We start from the raw sequence: 20197 nt of genomic DNA, 5'->3' as shown, positions 1-20197 counted from the left end.
TCCCCAAGGTGACCACCTGCTCGCTGGCATTGCCCGCCGCATCGGTCGCCACCACGGTGAAGCTGTAGCTGGCCTTGGTCTCGTAGTCCGGGTTGTCCGTCAGGGTCACCGCGCCCGTGCTGGCGTTGATGCTGAATAGCGCAGCATCGGCACCCGTCTTGAGGCTGTAGCTGGTGCTACCGGTCGAGACGTCACCGCTGTCGGTGCTGGTGACGGTGTAAACGACTTGGCCTGCTCCACTGTTCTCGCTGATAGCTGTTGCGGTAGCAGCGGAGGTAATGGTCGGGGCTGTGTCATCCAGGTTATTGATACCCAAGGTGACCACCTGCTCGCTGGCATTGCCCGCCGTATCGGTGGCCACCACGGTGAAGCTGTAGCTTTCCTTGGTTTCGTAGTCCGGGTTGCCCGTCAGGGTCACGGCACCTGTGGTGGCATCGATGCTGAACAGCGCCGCGTCCGCTCCCGCCTTCAGGCTGTAACTGGTGGTGCCGGTCACTACGTCGCCGCTGTCAGTGCTGGTCACGGTGTAAACCACCTGCCCGGCACCGCTGTTCTCATCGATGGCGCTGGCCGTGGTCCCCGAGGTGATGGTCGGGGCTGTGTCATCCATGTTATTGACCCCCAAGGTAACCACCTGCTCGCTGGCATTGCCCGCCGCATCGGTGGCCACCACGGTGAAGCTGTAGCTCCCCTTGACTTCGTAATCAGGATTGCCAATCAGGGTCACAACCCCCGTCACGGGGTTGATGCTGAAGGCTGCGTGATCACCCACCACCTTGAGGCTGTAAGTGACCTCGCCCGCATCGCTTGCGACAGCGGTATACACGCTCTGCAAAGCACCGCTATTTTCCAAAATGGCAGCAGCCGTCGCGCTTGAGCTGAATTTGGGTGCGAAGGTATCAACCACCCCGGCAACGGCATCCGTCAAATTCTGCCCCGTTTGCGCTGACGTATATTCCCCGCCCTGGACGACAATCCCCTGCGCACTTTCTGTCAACGTCGCCTTGCCGTTGCTGACCTGCAACCCGGCAAGCAGATCCTCGATGGTTTTCTGGCTATTGCCACCGTTCTGACTATCGGCACCGGATAGTGCTGCCAGTACGGCTCCATATATTTCGCCTGCGCTCAGGCCGTTGGCGCTATCAAAGGCGCCGCCATTGGTCGGCACTACCGTGGTGCCATGCAAACTCGGCAGACCAAACAGGTCGGCCACGGCATTGTTGATGTCGTTGACCATGGATTCGGCGGGCAAACTACCGGCAGCCGCATCTTGCACCTTGTGATAAGCCAGGGTGCTCAGGACGTTGAGATTGACGGTAACGGTAGAATTAGGCTGCGACACCACTTCCATCGCAAACAGCTCTGCATTCAGGTCTTTGCCTGCCTGGGTCGCCTCATCGAGATAGTCGGCACTGGAGCCGGTGTTAACGACCCGGGCGATGACCACGCCAAGATAGCTGCCAACCGCGATTGAGAAGGTGCCATCCGGATTGACCTGCGCCTCTCCCAGCAGAGTGACACCGTCAGCCTGGTAAACCTCGACCCGCAGATCATTGCCAGCGACAACCGGGCCGCCCACTATGGTCCCCGCAACTCTGTTGACGACGCTGGCATCGGTACCACCATCACTATCACTGCCTCCACTACTGCCAGCAGCCAGCGCGATCCCGCCAAGACCAAGTGCCCCCAGCCCGACCGTGATGGGGGTGAAGAAATCACTATCAGAACTCCCCTGCCAGATGAGTTGCTCACCATTGGCAGCCGTCTCTATTACCGGGCTCTCACTCGTCACCGCGGCACCGTTCAAGGCCGAGCCATCCAGCTCCGCCTGGGGAATAAACGCAGTATCTGGTTCATCATAAAAATCGGTGAGTTCCACCAGAACGCCATCGTCACTGGATTCGATGATCAGCGAGCCGCCCTTGCGTTTGACGAACAAGCCATCTGGGGATTTGCCGGTCGAGGTGTCGATTAACGCGTACTTGGCGCCAGATTGAGCCGGAATGATGACAGCATCGGTAAGAGGTATTTGCCGCAGTGAGCCGTCAGCAAGGCGCTCTACAAGTTGCAATGACTGTTTAACGCCTGTTTTTGAAGCCATGTAGATCTCCCTATCCACTTGTATTTAAATGATATATTTATTAGGAATGACGGCCTGCGACAAAAGGCGACGGAGTCGATACTAGCAGACAAGTTGCAATCGAAGATAGCTGTCACTGACAGGCCCGCGACGGCTCAATCCAACCAGGTGCATACGCCAAAAGACGGTGATGCCCCCCCCCCTCTGACCATACCTTGGGGCCAGCACCACTCCCCTGAACCTGATGTCTAACATCCCCCTGTCGTTGCCACTCCCGGTGGCGGCACACCGTCATCTACCCTTGAAGGGCGCCGTCCGGCAGGACGGCCCTCCATTCGCCGAGACACAGAGAAGGACATCATGGGCAGCAAACGAAAATCCAGAACGGAAGAACCGGTCGTGACCGAGGCGCAAAAGCCCCTTGGCAACAAGGCATACGAAAAGGCGCTGCGCCTCTTGCATGTGGAACTGGTCAGGCTGCAGCAGTGGGTGGTGCACAAGGGGCTCAAGGTCTGCATCGTCTTCGAGGGGCGCGACGGGGCCGGCAAGGGGGGCACCATCAAGGCGATCACCGAGCGGGTCAGCCCCCGGGTCTTTCGGGTCGTCGCACTGCCCGCCCCCACGGAGCGGGAGAAGAGCCAGCTCTACTTCCAGCGCTACATCCCCCATCTGCCGGCGGCGGGGGAGATAGTCATCTTCGATCGCAGCTGGTACAACCGGGCCGGGGTGGAGCGCATCATGGGCTTTTGCAGCGAGGAGGCGAGCGACAAATTCCTGGCTGGCACCCCCATGGTGGAAAAAGCCCTGGTGGACTCTGGCATCATTCTGCTGAAGTACTGGCTGGAGGTGACCCCACAAGAGCAGGAGCGGCGGCTGCGGGATCGCATCGACGATGGCCGCAAGATCTGGAAGCTCTCCCCCATGGACATCAAGTCCTTCGATCGCTGGGATGAGTACACCCGGGCGCGGGATGCCATGTTCATCGCCACCGACACCGCCTGGGCCCCCTGGTTCGTGGCCCACTCCGAGGACAAGAAACGGGTGCGCCTCAACATCATCTCCCACCTGCTGGCGCACATCCCCTACGAGGCGCTGCCGGCGGAGCCGGTGAAGCTGCCCAAGCGCAAGATAGGCAAAGTCAAACCATCGGATCACCCGCTTCGCATCGTGCCAGCCCTCTTCTAGCCAGAGGGGGGGTGAGCCCTGGCCCACCCCCTTTCCCTTCCTGCCCCAAAGGACAACCGGCGCCGCCGGTATCACCCAATGGCTTGTTGTTGCTCACGTTTTCCCGTTTGCCTCCCCTATACTTCAGCGACATTCAGGTCTGGCCGAGCGAGGAGGCCCCCATGTTGCGACTGTTTGCCCTGCTGCTTGTCTGCCTGGTGCTCCCGGTGCGGGCACTGACCCTGACCCCGGTGGCGGGGGAGCTGCGTCACCCCTGGGGGCTCGCCTTCCTGCCGGATGGCGGCTACCTCGTCAGCGAGCGCCCTGGGCGCCTGCTGCGCATCGATGCAGGTGGCAACCGCCATGTGGTCTCCGGCCTGCCGCCCCTCGCCGCCACGGGTCAGGGGGGTCTGCTCGATCTCGCCCTGGACAGCGATGGCTGGCTCTATCTCAGCTACAGCGAGCCGGGGGACGGGGGCGCCGGCACCGCCGTGGCCCGGGCCCGGCTGCAAAAAGAGGCCCTCGTCGACTGGCAACTGCTGTTTCGCCAAGAGCCCAAGGTGGCCGGCGGCGCCCATTTCGGCTCCCGCCTGGTGCTGACGGATGACCACCTCTTCATCACCCTGGGGGATCGCTACAGCGAGCGGGAGCGGGCCCAGACGCTGGACAACCACCTCGGCAAGACGGTGCGCCTGCACAAGGATGGCCGGGTCCCCGCCGACAACCCCTTCGTCAAGACGCCGGGGGCCCTGCCGGAGATCTGGAGCCTGGGCCATCGCAACATGCAGGGGGCGGCCCTGCGCCCGGGCAGCCAGCAGTTCTGGGCTCACGAGCACGGTCCCCAGGGCGGGGACGAGGTCAACCTCATCCTGCCAGGCCACAACTACGGCTGGCCCAGAGTGACCTTTGGCGAGGAGTACGGGGGCGGCAAGATTGGCGTGGGCCAGAGCGCGCCGGGCATGACGGCACCGCGCTGGATCTGGGTGCCCTCCATCGCCCCCTCGGGCATGACCTTTTATCAGGGGGACTTGTTCAGGGAGTGGCAGGGGGATCTGTTCGTCGGCGCCCTGCGTGGTCAGGCCTTGTTGCGCCTGCACCTCGACGGAGACAAGATAGTGTCGGCGGAGCGGCTGCTGACTGATCTGGGGGAGCGGATCCGTACCGTCAAGGAGGGCCCCGACGGCGCCCTCTACCTGTTGACGGATTCAGGCCAGGGGCGCCTGCTCAAACTGACCCCATAGCATGAAAGGAGCAAGGATGAAGACGAATCGCATGCTGCTGGTGCTCTGCACCAGCCTCTGGTTGCTGGGCTGCAACACCATCCACGGGATGGGGCGGGACATCGAGAAGGCGGGGGAGGTGATCCAGGGCTCCGCCAAGCTGACGGACGCACCGGCCGCAGAGGGTCGCTGATCCCGGCCAGGTGGCGCTGTGGTTCGCCCCCTGTCGCCCCTTTCCTTACCCCTGTTCGGCGCTGGCCACCAGACTGGCCAGCGGCGCCATGGTCACCCTGACCCCGTGCTGTGCCAATGCCTCGCGGGCGCTCTGGGGCAGTTGCTCGTCGGTGATCACCTGATCGATCGCATCCCAGCTCACCACGTTGAAGGTCCCCACCTTGCCATATTTGGACGAATCGCAGATGAGGATGCGGGTCGCCGCCGACTCCACCACGGCCCGCTTCACCGGCACCTTCTGTTCGCTCGGGGTGGAGATCCCCTGACTGTCCCAGGAGGAGGCTGACAGGAAGGCGATGTCCAGATGGAGGTTGCGCAGGAAGTGGGCGGTGGCCTCCCCGGCACAGGACTGGTTCTCGCGAATGACCTGACCCCCGGTGTGATAGAGGCGGCAGCGGCCGTGCTCGATGAGGTAGGCGCAGACCATGAAGTCGTTGGTCACTATCATCAAGTCTTCCCGAAGCGCCAGCTCCCGGGCCAGCTCCAGGGAGGTGGTACCGGCATCCAGATAGACGGTGCCCCCCTCGCTCACCTGGGCGGCGGCGAGCCGCGCAATGGCCAGCTTGGCCCCCTGCATCAGGCTGCGCTTGGCGGCGTGAGAGGGCTCGCTCTTGATCCGCTGGGAGAGGCTGACCCCGCCGGAGACGGAGAGTACCCGCCCCTGCTCCTCCAACTTCTGGATGTCGCGCCTGATGGTCATGTGGGAGACCTGCAGCCAGTCGGTCAGCTCCACTATGCTGACCACGCCGCGCTCTGCCAGCAGTTGCAGGATACGTTGCTGTCGCTCTACGGGAATCATCTTGCCTCGCGCCTCGGGAAAAGGAAGGTGCCATTCTACCCCAGCGACCTGGGAAAAAATGATAAATAACCTGAAACGGGCTCACAGATCACATTTATTCACACAAAAAACGCCAAAAATTGACTCGAAAGAATCTTAACTCTCTCGAATAACAAAAATTAACACCAATCAAGTTATTTTTTGTGACAGCTGCCTGATATTTCATCGCCGCAAGCCTCTACTATCTGCTCATCAGTCGTAATCGAGGAATCACGAGATGAGCACTCCCTATCATGTTGCGGTCATCGGCCTGGGCGCCATGGGCATGGGCGCCGCCCGTTCCTGCCTGCGGGCCGGGCTCACCACCTATGGCATCGACCTCAGCGAACAGGCCCGCGGCCAGTTGCAGCAGGCCGGTGCCGCCGCCGTCATGGCCGATGCCAGGCCCCTGGCCGAGACGCTCGATGCCGTGCTGTTGCTGGTGGTCAACGCCACCCAGGTGCGCCGCATCCTGCTCGGCGAAGCGGGGCTGGCTCGCCACCTCAAACCGGGCACCGCCATCATGGTCTCTTCCACCATCGCCGCCGAAGAGGCGAGCGCCCTGGCTGCCGAGCTGGCGCTGATGGGGTTGCCGATGCTGGATGCGCCGGTCTCCGGTGGTGCCATCAAGGCCGATGCCGGCGAAATGACGGTGATGGCCGCAGGCTCCGACGCCGCCTTCGACAAGCTGGCCCCGGTGCTGGATGCGGTGGCCGGCAAGGTCTACCGGGTCGGCAGCGAGCCGGGCCAGGGCAGCACGGTCAAGATCATCCACCAGCTGCTGGCCGGGGTGCACATCGCGGTGGCCGCCGAGGCCATGGCCCTGGCCAGCCGGGCAGGGGTGTCCCTGGATCTCATGTATGACGTGGTGACCCATGCCGCCGGCAACTCCTGGATGTTTGAAAACCGCATGCCCCGGGTGCTGGCCGGTGACTACCAGGCCCGCTCCGCAGTGGACATCTTCGTCAAGGATCTCACCCTGGTGGCGGACACCGCCAAGGCGCTGCGCTTCCCGCTGCCGCTCGCGAGCACGGCGCTGAACATGTTCCTCGGTGCCAGCAACGCGGGCCACGGCCAGGAAGATGACAGCGCCGTCATCAAGATCTTCTCAGGCATCACCCTGCCGGGTCAGGAGGAGCAAGCATGAAACTCGGAGTCATCGCAGACGACTTCACCGGCGCCACCGACATCGCCGGTTTCCTGGTGGAGAACGGCCTCTCCACCATCCAGTTTGCCGGCATCCCGGCAGAGGCGGATCTGACCGGGGTCGACGCCGTGGTGATCAGCCTCAAGAGCCGCTCCTGCCCGGCCGATGAGGCAGTACGCGACTCCCTGGCGGCCCTCGACTGGCTCAAGGCCCGCGGCTGCCCGCGCATCTATCAGAAGTACTGCTCCACCTTCGACAGCACGGCGGCGGGCAACATCGGCCCCGTCACCGACGCCCTGCTGGCGGCGCTGGAGAGCACGTTCACCCTGATCTGCCCGGCCCTGCCGGTAAACGGTCGCACCGTCTATCAGGGCAACCTCTTCGTCGGCGCCCAGCCGCTCGCCGAGTCCGGCATGCGCCATCACCCCATCACCCCCATGACCGACAGCAACCTGCTGCGGCTGATGGAGGGGCAGGCCCAGGGCCGTGCCGGTCTGGTGCCGTTCAATACCATCGCACAGGGTCCCGGCGCCATTGCCGACGCCTTTGAGCAGCTAACGCAAGCTGGTGTGCGCTACGCCGTGGTCGACACCCTGACCGAGCAGCACCTGCTGGACATCGCCACCGCAGCCCTCGACATGCCTCTGGTGACCGGCGGATCCGGCCTCGCCATCGGCCTGGCCCGTCAGCTTGGCAGCGGCGATCTGCAGGGTGCCCGCGAAGCGGGCTGGCCCAGAGGCACCCGCGCCGCGGTGCTGTCGGGCTCCTGCTCCGAGATGACCAACCGTCAGGTGGCCCGCTATTGCCAGCACGCTCCTGCCCTGGCGCTGGATGTGGTGCGCTGCCTCGAAGATGCCGACTACCCGGCCGAGCTGGCGCGCTGGGTACTGGACCAGCCCCGTACCCCGGCGCCGCTGGTCTACGCCACCACCAGCCCGGCAGAGCTGGCCCGCATTCAGGAAACCCACGGCCAGCAGGCGGCCAGCGATGCGGTGGAACACTGCTTTGCCCGCCTCGCCCAACTGCTGCAAGGCGCCGGCGTGGACCGCTTCATCATCGCCGGTGGCGAGACCTCGAGCCGGGTCACCCAGGCCCTCGGCGTCAAGGCGTTCCACATAGGCCCGCAGATCGCCCCCGGTGTGCCCTGGGTGCGGGCCATCGACGCCCCCCTGTCGCTGGCCCTCAAGTCCGGCAATTTCGGGAGCGACGACTTCTTCGACAAGGCTCAGGAGTACTTCCATGACTGAACAGGCACTGCGCGACACCATGGTGATGCTGGGAGCCTCCCTCTTCCAGCGCGGTTATGCCACCGGGGGCGCCGGCAACCTCTCCGCCCTACTACCGGACGGCACCCTGATCGCCACCCCGACCGGCTCCTGCCTGGGACGGCTCAGCGCCGACAGGCTCTCTCACGTCAATCTGCAGGGGGAACACCTGGGGGGAGATCGCCCCTCCAAGGAGGTGGCCTTCCACCTTGCCATCTACCACAACAATCCGGACTGCCGGGCCGTGGTGCACCTGCACTGCACCCACCTGACCGCCCTCTCCTGTCTGGAGGGACTGGATCCGGCCAACGTCATCCGCCCCTTCACCCCCTACTACGTGATGCGGGTCGGCCAGTTGCCGCTCATCCCCTACTACAAACCGGGGGATGCCCGCATCGCCGAGGAGCTGGGGCGCCGCGCTCCCGAAGGCAACGCCTTCCTGCTTGCCAACCACGGCCCCGTGGTGACGGGCAAGGATCTGGTGGATGCGGTCAACAACATGGAAGAGCTGGAGGAGACGGCGCGCCTGGCACTGATGCTTCATGGCCACTCCATCCGCTACCTGAGCGAACCCGAAATTGATGAATTGAGGAGGATGAAACCATGAGCAAGTTTGCAGCCAATCTCACCATGCTGTTTACCGAGGTGCCGTTCCTGGAGCGCTTCGCCGCCGCCCGCGACGCAGGCTTCGAGGCGGTGGAGTTCCTCTTCCCCTACGAGTGGCCGGCCGCAGAGCTGGGCCGCCGCTTGCGCGAGCAGGGGCTCTCCCAGGCCCTGTTCAACATGCCGCCGGGCAACTGGGGCGCGGGGGAGCGCGGCATGGCCGCCATCCCGGGGCGGGAAGCGGAGTTTCGCGGCCACCTGCCAAGCGTGCGTGACTATGCCCTGGCGCTCGGCTGCACCAAGGTACACGCCATGAGCGGCATCGTGGACCCTGCTCATAGCCTCTCGGCCCACCGCCAGACCCTGATCGACAACATCCGCTTCGCCGCCGACTTCCTGGCCGAAGACGGCATCAAGGTGCTGCTGGAGCCGCTCAACGATCGGGATGTGCCCGGTTACTTCCTGGCCCACCAGCTCGACGCCCTGGCCTTGGTGCAGGAGATAGACAGACCCAACGTGGGGGTGCAGCTCGACCTCTATCACGCCCAGATCATGGACGGGGATCTCACCCGTCTCATCGGCAAGCTGGGTCCGGCCATCGGCCACGTCCAGATCGCCTCGGTGCCGGATCGCCACGAGCCGGACGAGGGGGAGATCGCCTACCCCCACCTGTTCAAGGCGCTGGCGCAGGCGGGCTACCACGACTGGATTGGCTGCGAGTACAACCCCAGAGCCGGCACCCGGGAAGGGCTGGGCTGGCTGACACAACAATAACGACCCTGAACATGAACGAGTCTGAGGATAACAAGATGCAGATCATCATCACCGGCGGCGGTGGCTTCCTGGGCCAGAAACTGGCCCGGGCCCTGCTGCAAGGCCCCCACCCCTTCACCGAGCTACTGCTGGTGGACATCCAGCAGCCGCAATCCCCCCTACCGGACCCCAGGGTTCGCTGTTTGCGGGCCGACCTCACCGAACCCGGTGTCGCCGAGTCCCTCATCAGCGAGCGGACCGCCGTGGTCTACCACCTGGCCGCCATCGTCAGCAGCCACGCGGAGCAGGACTTCGATCTGGGCTGGCAGGTCAACCTGGACACCACCCGCACCCTGCTGGAGGCGTGCCGCCATGCCCGGCCGGGCATCCGCTTCGTCTTCACCAGCTCGCTCGCCGTCTATGGCGGCCCGCTGCCGGAGCTGGTGAATGACGGTACCGCCCTGACCCCCACCTCCTCCTACGGCGCCCAGAAGGCCATGGGGGAGCTGCTGGTCAACGACTACAGCCGCAAGGGCTTCGTCGACGGTCTGGTATTGCGCCTGCCCACCATCTGCGTGCGGCCGGGCAAGCCGAACCGCGCCGCCTCCTCCTTTGTCAGCAGCATCATCCGCGAGCCGCTGCAAGGGGAGAGCGCCATCTGTCCGGTGAGCCCGGATCTGCGCCTCTGGCTCTCGAGCCCCGCCACCGTGGTCGCGAACTTCCTGCTGGCGGCCAGGCTCCCCGCCACCGGTGACGCCCGCAGCATCAACCTGCCCGGCATCAGCGTGACCGTCGGCGAGATGCTGGAGGCCCTCGCCCGGGCCGGTGGCCAGGCGGCCCGGGATCGGGTGCAGTTTGCCGCCGATCCGGCCATCGAGCGCATCGTGGCGAGCTGGCCGGGACGCATCGACAACCAGCGGGCCAGCGCCCTCGGCTTCGCGGCAGACAGGACGTTTGCCGACATCATCGACAGTTTCATCACCCATGACATGCAGGAGGCATCATGAGCGACATCCCAACCCCCATCATCGGTCTCATCATCGCGGTCTTCGTGCTGGTGTTCCTGGTCATCCGCACCCGGGTGCACGCCCTGATCGCCATGCTGGCGGCGGCCTGCATCGCCGGGATCACCGGCGGCATGAGCATCGACAAGACCCTCACCGTGATCACCCAGGGCTTTGGCTCCACCCTCGGCAGCATCGGCATCGTCATCGGCCTAGGGGTCATGATGGGTCGCCTGCTTGAGGTCTCCGGCGCCGCCGAACAGATCGCCTACAGCTTCATCAAGTGGCTCGGCAAGCGCCGCGAGGAGTGGGCCCTGGCCATCACGGGCTACATCGTCAGCATCCCCATCTTCGTGGATTCCGCCTTCGTCATCCTCTACCCGGTGGCCAAGGCGCTGGCGAAAAGCGGCAAGCGCTCCCTGCTCACCCTGGGGGTGGCGCTGGCGGGCGGCCTGGTGGTGACTCACCATACCGTGCCGCCCACCCCGGGCCCGCTGGGGGTTGCCGGCCTGTTTGGCGTGGACATCGGCGCCATGCTGCTGACCGGCATGGCCCTGGCCATCCCCTGCGTGCTCGGCATCGTCTTCTACGCCCAGTGGCTCGACAAGAAGTACCCCGAGTTCGGTGCCCAGGCCTCCCAGACCCCGGACGAGCTGCAAGCCACCTATGAGCAGTACCTCAAGGAGAAGGAGGGCAAGACCCTGCCGAGCCTGACCCTGTCGCTGCTGCCGATCCTGGTGCCCATAGTGCTCATCTTCGTCAAGGCCATCTTCACCACCCTGGCCACCCTGGAGGGCATGGACGGCCTGATAGCGAACCCCCTGGTGCAGGGCATCAACTTCATCGGCACCCCCATCATCGCGCTGGCCATCAGCGTGCTGCTGGCGGTCTATACCCTGGTCCCGCACATGGACAGGCACGCCACCGCCGCCCGCCTGGAAGAGGGGCTGCAGTCGGCCGGCATCATCCTGCTGGTGACCGGTGCCGGCGGGGCGCTGGGGGCCGTGCTGCGCGACAGTGGCGCGGGTCAGCAACTGGCCGAGCAGATCGCCCAATTGCCCATCTCCCCCATCCTGATCCCCTTCATCGTGGCGACCCTGGTGCGCCTCATCCAGGGGTCCGGCACCGTGGCCATGGTGACGGCGGCCTCCATCTCCGCCCCCATCCTGGCGCAGATCCCCGGGGTCAACATGCTGCTGGCCGCCCAGGCCGCCACCATGGGGTCGCTCTTCTTCGGTTACTTCAACGACAGCCTGTTCTGGGTGGTCAACCGCATGATGGGGATCTCCGACGTCAAGCAGCAGATGATCGTCTGGTCCATCCCGACCACCATCGCCTGGGCCATCGGCGGCACCGGCGTCGCCCTGCTGAACCTGCTGTTCGGCTCCGGCGGCACCTGGTTCGACCCCGTGCTGCCGCTGCTGGTGCTGGCCCTCATCGTCTGGTACGTCAAGGGGCAGTCCCTGGCCCCGGCGGCAGGGGCCGTCCCGAGCCGGGAGTCATAACCCGCACCGTCACGGCAACGCTGTGTGACGAGGGCCAGTCTGCTAGACTGGCCCTCTTTTTCGTTCATTCATCTTGCAAAGGAGTGTTGGATGCCTGCGTCTTCCTGGTGGGACAAGTCCACCGGTTTTGCCCTGCTCACCATCTTGTTGTGGGCCTCCCTCGCCGCGCTCACCTCCCGGATCACCAGCGTCTCGCCGCTCGTGCTGGTGGGGCTGGTGCTGCTGTTCTGCGGGGCGGGCACCCTGCCATTCTGGCGCCAGTGGCGCGCCAGCCCCCTCACCTGGCTGGTGACCATCACCGCCCTGCTGCTCTATCACCTGCTGCTGTTCACAAGCTTTCGCCACGCCCCCGTGCTGGAGGCAAACCTCATCAACTACCTCTGGCCGCTGTGCATCATCCTGTTCACCCCCTTGCTGCTACCGGGTCATCCCCTGAGCCTGCACCATCTGCTGGCCGGGGCCCTGGGTCTCGCGGGGTCGGTGCTGGTGATGGTCGATGGTCATCTGCAGTTGCAACAGGCCCATCTGCCCGGCTACCTGCTGGCCCTTGGCGCCGCCATCGTCTGGGGCGCCTATTCCGTGCTCTCCCGCCGCCTGCCTCCCGCTCCCGCCGTAGTCACGGCCGCCGCCTGCCTGCCCGCCGGGCTCCTGGCCCTGCTGCTGGCATGGATGCTGGAAGGCCCCTTGCCATTCGCCCGGATCCCCCAGGGGGACTGGCTGCTCATCGCCGGGCTTGCCCTCGGCCCCATGGGGGCGGCCTTCGTCACCTGGTATCTGGCGCTGCGGGACGGAGATCCGCGCCGCATCGGCGCGCTCGCCTACCTCACTCCCTTGCTGAGCACCCTGCTGCTGGTCTGGCTCAACGGCGAGGCGCTCACCCCGCGCCATCTGCTGGCGGGGGGGCTCATCATGGGCGGCGCCCTGCTCGGCCTGCTGGTGAAGAACCCAAGTCAACGGGAGCTGGCACGGCCACTGTCATAAAAACGCCATCAGACCTGATTAAGCTCGCGCCCATTGCGTGATTCAAGCAGGAATCTGATGTGAAAATTGCCCATTTTGCCTCCCTCTCTTCCCTCGTCTTGCTGCTGGTGGCCGGTGTTCAGGCCACCGCGCTCTATCATGGCTGGCAACAATTCAACCACTCGGCCCAGGACCAGCGTTTGCAGGAGCGCCTGCAACAGCAACTGAGCGGTCCGCTGCAGGGGGCGCTTCGCGACTATCTCGGCAGCGGGGATCCCCTGCTGCTGGCCCAGGCACAGGGGGTACGCCAGCAGGCGCTGGCGCTGCTGTCCCGCCTGGAGGATCCCCAGACCCAGCCGCTAAACGCCCGGCTTGAGCAGATGAAAACCCGCATTGACGGCGACTATCTGGCGGCGGGCAAGCTCTCTGGCAACAGCCAGTGGTTGCTGCAAAATGCCGAGAACGAGTTGACCACCCAGGCCAAAGCATTGCTCCGTTACGGCCAGCAGGGGGCAACCGCCGGGCGGGATCCTGCCCTTGCCGAGCAGTATCGCCAGGGGGCGGCCGACATCCTGACCGCCCTCCCCTCCCTCGCCCACCAGCGCCAGAACTACATGGAGCAGGCGAGTGCCAAGCGTTTCGAAGGGCTGCAATTCGAACTGGCTGCCCTGCAAAAGCAGGCCGACTTCCTGGCCGCCCTGCCGAGCATGGAGCTTTTCGAGGAGGCACCGGCCGACGAATTCACCCTGGGAGAGCCGATACGCAAGGAGCTCGGGGATCAGCCCAAAGCCGAGCTGACCTCCCTGCTCAAGCGCTATCCCCAGGAGCTGGAAAACAGCCGCAAGGCGCTGCAGCAGCAGCAGGCCGCTCGTCAGATGGTGCAGCAGGACATCACCCAGCTGCTGCAAGCGGGGGAGCAATTGGGTGAACAACTCGCCGCCGCCCGTCAGACCATGAACCGGGAGCTGGCCACCGTGCTCGGCGTGCTGGCGCTCTGCCTGGTCGTGGTGGCCCTGCTGTTCGCCCTGGTGCAGCGTCGCTGGCTGGTCAGGCCCCTGCTGCAACTGCGGGCAGCCTTCCTGCAGCTCGACGCCACGGGTCAGGCCCAGCTGCTGACCCCGGGGCGCGAGCGCAACGAGCTGGCGGACATCGTCGCGAGCTACAACCGCCTGATACAGCGCCTGCAACAGGATCAGCAGCAGAAAGAGGGCCAGCTATCGGCGGTGTCGCAAAGTCTGCAAGGGATGGTCAACCAGGTGCAGGAGATCCATCACAGCACCCGCACCACGGAGCAGGCGGTGGATGAGAGCGACACCATGATGCAGGAGCTCAACCAGCTCGCCAGCGAGGTGCACCAGGTCGCCGCCGAAATCGCCCAGCACGCCCAGCACAATGAACACTCCATGAGCCAGAGCGAGCGGCTGGTCGGGGGCATGCTGACGGCTACCGCCCAGACCGGGCTCGCCATCGACGAGAGCAGCGGCGCCCTGGCCCAGCTGACCCGCTCGGTGGAGGACGTGACCGCCATCGTCGACGTCATCGGCCACATCTCCCAGCAGACCAACCTGCTGGCCCTCAACGCCGCCATCGAGGCGGCCAGGGCCGGGGAGCAGGGACGCGGCTTCGCGGTGGTAGCCGACGAGGTGCGCCACCTCTCCGCCGACACCCAGCGCTCCCTCGGCCAGATCACCGAGATCCTGGCCAGCCTCACCCAGGCGGGGGATCAGCTCGCCACCGTGCTGGCCCGCATCACCGCAGAGGCCGCCGAGCAGCGCCAGCAGGCGGAGCAGCTGCGCAAGACCACTCTGACGGTGCGGGAGATGGCGCGCAGCACCGCCGTCATCGCCCTGCAAGGGGCCGACAATGCCAAGAGTCAGGAGCACAGGCTGGCGAGCTTCGCCGCCCTCATCGGTCGCATCAGCCAGCACGCCCGCCAGGGCAGCCGCCTCTCGGTACAGGTCTCGGAGCATATCCACCACCAGGCCCAGCAGATCCCCCGTATCCTGAGCCAGACCTGATAACCCCCGGGCCTGGTTCGCACCAGACCCGGGGCGCGCTCCCTGTCAATCTCCCCGCGGCCCGGCCTTGCCGCAACCCTTCTCTTGATGCTCCCGTCACGTCTTCACGGGCGATGACGGGTTGCCTCATCCATTCTGTCACAGACTCCCTCACCCCTTTCACATCTCTGGTCCCCCTGTCTGTCGGGGCGACGGCTCACGCTCACGACAGTGAGCATCCGGCCGGCTCCATCTTTTTTTGTGATACAAAATTATATGTTGCCACCGGGTTAACAAAGAAAGTTCTGCCTTGATGGCAAGATCTGCGCAGGAGAACGGTGAAATCACCATGAAAGCGCTGTCATTGCCGACATGAGTGGCCTGGGAGTGCCCACACCAAGAATCATGATTATTTGCACTCGGTCATATTTTTGAAACTTGCCGGGAACTTTACATTGATATTTCGCACCGCGAACGTACTCTTGGTGATGTCAGATCGCCAAGGATCGACAGCCAAAAAATAACGACTGTAACGATGCAGATAGCCCCGACCGATGCGCCAAGGCATCAGGCACAAGGGCACGACAGAGAACCATTTTTTTGCCCTTCGGGGTGTTGATTGCAATGCCAATACCGAGCGGCGGGTGCCTACCCGGCTGCCGGATAAAAAAGCTAAGTCCATAAAATCAGGAGCAATAACAAATGGAAAAAGTGATCTTCAAGCGCGCCGCGTTGAGTGCTGCCGTGGTCGCGGCACTGGTCGCACCCGGCATGGCGTTCGCCGCTCAAGACATGATGAGCCCGGAATACGGCAAGTCCTACAGCGCCTTCATCGACGAAGGCAAGCTCACCGGTGGCCTGTTCTACTTCCAGCGTGAGCGTGATCGCGTCCAGGCCGGTCCGGGTCAGGATGGCAAATACCACTCCAACCTGAGCCATGCCACTACCCAGGCAGCCCTGAACTTCAACTCCGGCTATGCATGGGGTGTGGTCGGCGTCGACGTGGGCGGCTTCGGTGCCTACGATCTGGCCGTTGACGAGAGCAATGGCGTCAACGAAGAGAACGAGTTCTCCTTCTGGGGCGACAAGTGGGGTTCAGGTGGTGACGGCGTTCCCGAGAACGGCTTCAGCCTCTCCAACGCCGCCCTGAAATTCAAGTTCGGTGACGCCGTCACCGCCAAGGGTGGTTACACCCAGCTCTATGTACCCGGCATCCTCGGCGTCAACTGGTCCTATCAACCCGGTACCTACCGTGGTGGCCAGATCGAAGGCACCTTCGGCGGCCTCTACCTGACCTACGCCATCGCCGACGAGTACAAAGCTCCCTGGTTCAAGAACACCACCGGCTTCTCCAAGAGCAGCCCCTATGCCAGCGATCCCTTCACCGATGCGAACAAGATCGACTACATCCACGGTCTGGCCGCTCGCTACACCTTCGAGAACGGCACTGCCGTCACCGCCGGCTTCGGTCAGTCCGAAGGCTACATGGACAGCTACCACTTCAAGCTGGCCCACAAGTTCGACGTACTGGGTGGCCTGAACACCAGCTACCAGTTCTACGGTTCCGACACCGAGAACAGCGACTATGACGGCCTGGCCTGGCAACAAGCCCTGACCGCCAGCTGGGCAGCCGGCCCCTATGGCTTCCGTCTGGAAGGACTGTGGACCAAGGCTGAAGGGGATCTGGGCAACTACCTGCCCCGTCTGACCCGCGGCTACGGCAACTCCCAGGGCGCGAACGAAATCTGGTGGGATTCCCGCTCCGACTGGAACCACAACGACGAGAAAGCCCTGTTCTTCGGCGTGACTCGTTCCCTGGATGATCTGGTGGGTGCACCGGGCTGGGGCGTGGGTGTCTCCGGTGCCTACGGCTGGGATGCCAACAACGGCGACAAGTCCCTGGAAGGCGGCAAAGAGTGGGCAGCCAACTTCGACGTCATGTACACAGTGCAGGACGGCAAGCTGAAGGGCACCCTGTTCAAGCTGCACTACACCGACTACAACAACGAACAGGACGACAAGGGCAGCTGGTACTACCCGAACATGTTCAGCTCCGAGCATGACGTCAAGTTCCACATCATCATGCCGTTCACCATCATGTAATCAGGCATCTGACGTGACCGAAAACCGGGCCTCTGGCCCGGTTTTGTTTTTGGTGGCACCACGCTACCATGCCAGCTTCGGGCCACCTGCCGGCCGTCAATCAGGACCATGCTCATGCCCCATCCCTTCGTGCTCGTCACCGGCTGCTCCAGCGGCATCGGCCTCGCCGCCGCAAGAAAGCTCGGCGCCCGGGGCTTCACCGTCATCGCTTCCGCCCGCAAGGCCGAGGATGTGGCCCTGCTGCAGCAGCAGGGTCTGTTGGCGGTGCAACTGGATCTGGCGGACAGCGCCAGCATAGAGCGAGGGGCGGCAGAGGCGCTGGCCCTGGCAGAAGGGCACCTCTACGGCCTCTTCAACAACGGCGCCTACGGCCAGCCCGGTGCGCTGGAAGATCTGCCCACCCAGGCGCTGCGCGAGCAGTTCGAGACCAACCTCTTTGGCTGGCATCACCTCATTCGCCAGGTATTGCCCCCCATGCTGGCGGCAGGCGAGGGGCGCATCGTGCAGAACAGCTCGGTGCTTGGCCTGGTGGCCATGAAGTATCGTGGCGCCTACAACGCCAGCAAGTTCGCGCTGGAAGGCTATACCGACACCCTGCGCCTGGAACTCGCGGGCAGCGGCGTGCACATCAGCCTGATCGAACCCGGCCCCATCGACACCCGGTTTCGCGCCAATGCCCGGGAGGCCTTCCTGCGCCACATAGACCCCGCCACCAGCCGCCACCAGGACGCCTATGCCCAGACACTGGCCAGGCTGGAGCGTGAAGGGGGTGCCCGGGGCTTTACCCTGCCAAGCGAGGCCTGCATCCCGCCGTTACTGCATGCGCTCACGAGCAAGCGTCCCAGGCACCGCTACCCGGTCACCTTCCCGACCAAATTGTTTACCGTGCTGCGCCGCCTGCTGCCAAGCCGCTGGCTTGACAAGCTGCTGATCAAATCAGCCTGATAAAGGGGCCCTCGGCGGGCTTCCTCTTGACATGCACCTGTCTTAGCAACGATGCCTGCTCAATAGTGCTGGCCGTTGCTGTAGTAGTGACTCTTGACGATGGGCAGCACCTGCACCACCACATAGGTCTGCTCCCCCAGCACCCCTTTCAGGTGGCGGGTGATGAGGGCGGCGGCGGCATCCTGCATCTCCTGCGGTCGCTCGAACCAGACCAGCTCCACGAAGGGGAAACCGGCTTCGGGCTGGCCATCTCGTACCCACTGGCTCGGCACGCACTCCAGGGTGACGAACTCCGGCTTGCCACCGGTCAGGGCGCAGAGATCCGTCATCAGGGGGGCGCTTATCCGCTGCAGGGTGTCGACAGAAACTGCCCGAAAACGAAGGTGGGGCATGGGAAACCTCTTGGCTGTGACAAATGAGGACTTATCATAGAGCACTCATCCCGCTCACATAAGGTGCCTCATGAGATTCCATCCCACGCTGCTCTCCTTCCTGCTCTGCCTGCTGCTGCCGCTCCATGCCATGGCCGATCCGGCCTTTTACCGCATCAACAAGGGCAACGAACAGCACTGGCTGCTGGGGTCCATCCACGCGGGCAAACCCTCTCTCTATCCCCTGCCGGACCTGGTGGAGCGCGCCTGGCAGCAGAGCCGCGCCCTGGTGATGGAGGTGGACATGACCCACATCAGCCAGGAGCAGTGGCAGGAGATGGGCGCCATCACCCGGCTCGTCGACGGCAAGACCCTCAAGGATCACCTGCCCATCGACCTCTACCGTCGCACCCTCATCGCTGCGGGCCAGAATGGTCTGAACGAGAGCATGCTGGCCCCGCTGCGTCCCTGGTTTGCGGCCATTACCCTGACCCAGGCGGCCCTGGAGCGCACCGGCTATCGCGGTGAATACGGTGTCGACCAGCACTTCGCCAAGCGGGCGAACGACGGCGGCAAGCCCATCGTCGGGCTGGAGACCCTGCTGGAGCAGCTCGGCTATCTCGCGAGCGTCGGCGACAACCAGACCCTGATGCTGGAGAGCACCCTGGACGAGCTGCCCGACATCCAGCAGGGGTTCGACGCCGTGATGACCGCCTGGCAGAACGGGGATCAGGACACCCTCATCAATCTGCTCAGGGAGGAGATGGCGCCGCCCAAGCTGCAAGCCTGGCTGGAACAGACCCTGCTGGCAGAGCGCAACCGCAACTGGGTCAAGAAGTGGCCCAGCCTGCCGAACGAGAGCTTTATCGTGGTAGGGGCCCTGCATCTTTACGGCGAGCATGGGCTGCTCGCCCTGCTGGAGCAGCAGGGCTGGCGCATCACGCCCCTCACCGAACCGACCCTAGAGAAAGCAAAATAGCGTCCAGTCCGGCGACCTGACGCGCCGGATGCGCGTCGGCTCACAGAATTTGCTGCCGATTAAATAACCAGAGAGGGAGTTGATCGAGATCATCCCCTCCCTCCTGAAGAGGTATCTATCATACCTGTCACCGCCCAGTGACAGGAGTGAACGAGATGGAATTCTGGATGAACCTGATGTTCGGCAACAGCGTGGGGCTGATGTCCATGCTGGTGATTTTCGGCACCTTCCTGCTCATCAGCGCCTATGCGGTCTATTTCATCTACAAGGTGATGCACGCAGAGCCGCCCAAAGAGGGGCAATAACCAGGCTCGCTCAGACCGCCCTCCCCGGCAGGGCCGGGGCCCGCGAGCGTTGCCATTCTAAGGCCCACCAAGGCCCGCTATACTGGCTCCCTCATTTTCATGCGGGGAGCCTGCCGTGTCTCATAACGACGAACTCTCACTGTTCCTGCAGGAAGTGGCCGACGTGCGGCCCCTTCGCAGCGACCATATCGCCCCCGTTGCGGGCAACAGCCAGCCCACCGAGGCGCAACTCGCGCGCCGGGAAGCCGCCACCGCCGAACAACTCACCCTGGATCACCTCGGCACGGAAGCAGTCGAGATGCTGGACCCCCACGCCATCGTCGGCTTCAAGCGTGACGGCGTGCAGGAGGGGGTCTACAAGAAGCTGCGCCTTGGCAAGTACGAGCTGCAAGGCTCCCTCGACCTGCACCACAAGACGCTCAACGAGGCCCGTATCGCCCTGGTGCAGTTCATTGCCGAATGCGAAGTGCGGGATATCCGCTGCCTGCTGATCCTGCACGGCAAGGGGGAGCGCAGCACCTCGCGTGCCCTGCTCAAGAGCCATGTCAGCGCCTGGCTGCCACAACTGCCTTCGGTGATGGCCATGCACAGCGCCGAGCGCCGCCACGGCGGCAGCGGTGCGCTCTACGTATTGCTGCGCAAGAGCGAGCGCAAGAAGGCGGAAAACCGCGAACGGCACCAGAAGCGCCTCGGCTGACTGCCTGAGGGTGGCACCAGGGTGGATGGCAGTGCTAGCATCGGGCGG

General features: G+C 64.2%; 17 protein-coding genes and 1 pseudogene. 15 read left to right on the top strand and 3 right to left on the bottom strand.

Annotation, left to right across the window (positions count from 1 at the left end; genetic code table 11):
- Positions 1–2101 (bottom strand): cadherin domain-containing protein (locus tag AB5Y89_RS08155; protein WP_368223444.1); only part of this gene is annotated, 2101 nt, incomplete at its 3' end.
- A 339-nt stretch (positions 2102–2440) separates the two neighbouring features.
- Here AB5Y89_RS08155 and ppk2 point away from each other — a divergent pair.
- Positions 2441–3265 carry a polyphosphate kinase 2 gene (gene ppk2 / locus AB5Y89_RS08150; protein ID WP_368223441.1) on the top strand — a complete coding sequence of 275 codons (825 nt, stop codon included), beginning with the start codon at positions 2441–2443 and terminating at the stop codon, positions 3263–3265.
- Positions 3266–3426: 161 nt separating this feature from the next.
- Positions 3427–4621, top strand: a pseudogene (locus AB5Y89_RS08145) (PQQ-dependent sugar dehydrogenase); the annotation flags it as partial.
- A gap of 81 nt (positions 4622–4702) precedes the next feature.
- Here the strand turns inward: AB5Y89_RS08145 and AB5Y89_RS08140 are convergent.
- Complete coding sequence (locus tag AB5Y89_RS08140) at positions 4703–5497, bottom strand: DeoR family transcriptional regulator (protein WP_368223439.1); 795 nt, start codon at positions 5495–5497, stop codon at positions 4703–4705.
- Positions 5498–5753: 256 nt separating this feature from the next.
- Here AB5Y89_RS08140 and ltnD point away from each other — a divergent pair, with 256 nt between their 5' ends.
- From ltnD to AB5Y89_RS08090, 10 genes are all read left to right on the top strand, one after another.
- A complete protein-coding gene (gene ltnD, locus AB5Y89_RS08135; protein WP_045523655.1) occupies positions 5754–6662 on the top strand; it encodes an L-threonate dehydrogenase in 909 nt (302 codons plus the stop codon).
- The gene (otnK, locus tag AB5Y89_RS08130; RefSeq protein ID WP_368223436.1) at positions 6659–7909 is read left to right on the top strand and encodes a 3-oxo-tetronate kinase; all 1251 of its coding nucleotides are present in this window, start codon (positions 6659–6661) and stop codon (positions 7907–7909) included. The genes ltnD and otnK overlap by 4 nt, the downstream gene beginning before the upstream one ends.
- Positions 7902–8534: an aldolase gene (locus AB5Y89_RS08125; RefSeq protein WP_041214644.1), complete on the top strand. Its 633-nt coding sequence runs from the start codon at positions 7902–7904 to the stop codon at positions 8532–8534. The genes otnK and AB5Y89_RS08125 overlap by 8 nt, the downstream gene beginning before the upstream one ends.
- A complete protein-coding gene (gene otnI / locus AB5Y89_RS08120; RefSeq protein WP_010673296.1) occupies positions 8531–9304 on the top strand; it encodes a 2-oxo-tetronate isomerase in 774 nt (257 codons plus the stop codon). The genes AB5Y89_RS08125 and otnI overlap by 4 nt, the downstream gene beginning before the upstream one ends.
- An 11-nt stretch (positions 9305–9315) precedes the next feature.
- Positions 9316–10290: a D-erythronate dehydrogenase gene (gene denD / locus AB5Y89_RS08115; protein ID WP_234839574.1), complete on the top strand. Its 975-nt coding sequence runs from the start codon at positions 9316–9318 to the stop codon at positions 10288–10290.
- Positions 10287–11792 carry a GntP family permease gene (locus AB5Y89_RS08110; RefSeq protein WP_368223433.1) on the top strand — a complete coding sequence of 502 codons (1506 nt, stop codon included), beginning with the start codon at positions 10287–10289 and terminating at the stop codon, positions 11790–11792. Before denD ends, AB5Y89_RS08110 begins: the two co-directional genes overlap by 4 nt.
- A gap of 90 nt (positions 11793–11882) precedes the next feature.
- Positions 11883–12773: a DMT family transporter gene (locus AB5Y89_RS08105; RefSeq protein ID WP_368223430.1), complete on the top strand. Its 891-nt coding sequence runs from the start codon at positions 11883–11885 to the stop codon at positions 12771–12773.
- A 59-nt stretch (positions 12774–12832) separates the two neighbouring features.
- Positions 12833–14770, top strand: coding sequence for a methyl-accepting chemotaxis protein (locus tag AB5Y89_RS08100; RefSeq protein WP_368223427.1), 1938 nt, complete (start codon positions 12833–12835; stop codon positions 14768–14770).
- A 681-nt stretch (positions 14771–15451) separates the two neighbouring features.
- The gene (locus AB5Y89_RS08095) at positions 15452–16852 is read left to right on the top strand and encodes an OprD family outer membrane porin (protein ID WP_010673291.1); all 1401 of its coding nucleotides are present in this window, start codon (positions 15452–15454) and stop codon (positions 16850–16852) included.
- Between the two features lie 114 nt (positions 16853–16966).
- Positions 16967–17797, top strand: a complete 831-nt coding sequence (locus tag AB5Y89_RS08090) for an SDR family oxidoreductase (protein WP_368223424.1) — start codon at positions 16967–16969, stop codon at positions 17795–17797.
- 59 nt (positions 17798–17856) lie between these two features.
- Here AB5Y89_RS08090 and AB5Y89_RS08085 read toward each other — a convergent pair whose 3' ends face one another.
- Positions 17857–18189, bottom strand: coding sequence for a DUF1904 family protein (locus AB5Y89_RS08085; RefSeq protein ID WP_010673289.1), 333 nt, complete (start codon positions 18187–18189; stop codon positions 17857–17859).
- A 70-nt stretch (positions 18190–18259) separates the two neighbouring features.
- Here AB5Y89_RS08085 and AB5Y89_RS08080 point away from each other — a divergent pair, with 70 nt between their 5' ends.
- The 3 genes from AB5Y89_RS08080 (at position 18260) to smrA (ending at position 20149) form a co-directional block, all read left to right on the top strand.
- Positions 18260–19147, top strand: coding sequence for a TraB/GumN family protein (locus AB5Y89_RS08080; protein ID WP_368223422.1), 888 nt, complete (start codon positions 18260–18262; stop codon positions 19145–19147).
- Positions 19148–19302: 155 nt separating this feature from the next.
- Positions 19303–19452, top strand: a complete 150-nt coding sequence (locus tag AB5Y89_RS08075) for a DUF3149 domain-containing protein (protein ID WP_010673287.1) — start codon at positions 19303–19305, stop codon at positions 19450–19452.
- Between the two features lie 115 nt (positions 19453–19567).
- A complete protein-coding gene (smrA, locus tag AB5Y89_RS08070) occupies positions 19568–20149 on the top strand; it encodes a DNA endonuclease SmrA (protein WP_368223419.1) in 582 nt (193 codons plus the stop codon).
- Positions 20150–20197: the final 48 nt, after the last annotated feature.

This window comes from Aeromonas sp. s4 (genome assembly GCF_040907855.1).
In the GTDB taxonomy this organism is placed as follows: domain Bacteria; phylum Pseudomonadota; class Gammaproteobacteria; order Enterobacterales; family Aeromonadaceae; genus Aeromonas; species Aeromonas caviae.
This window is presented reverse-complemented; position numbering and strand designations above follow the sequence as displayed.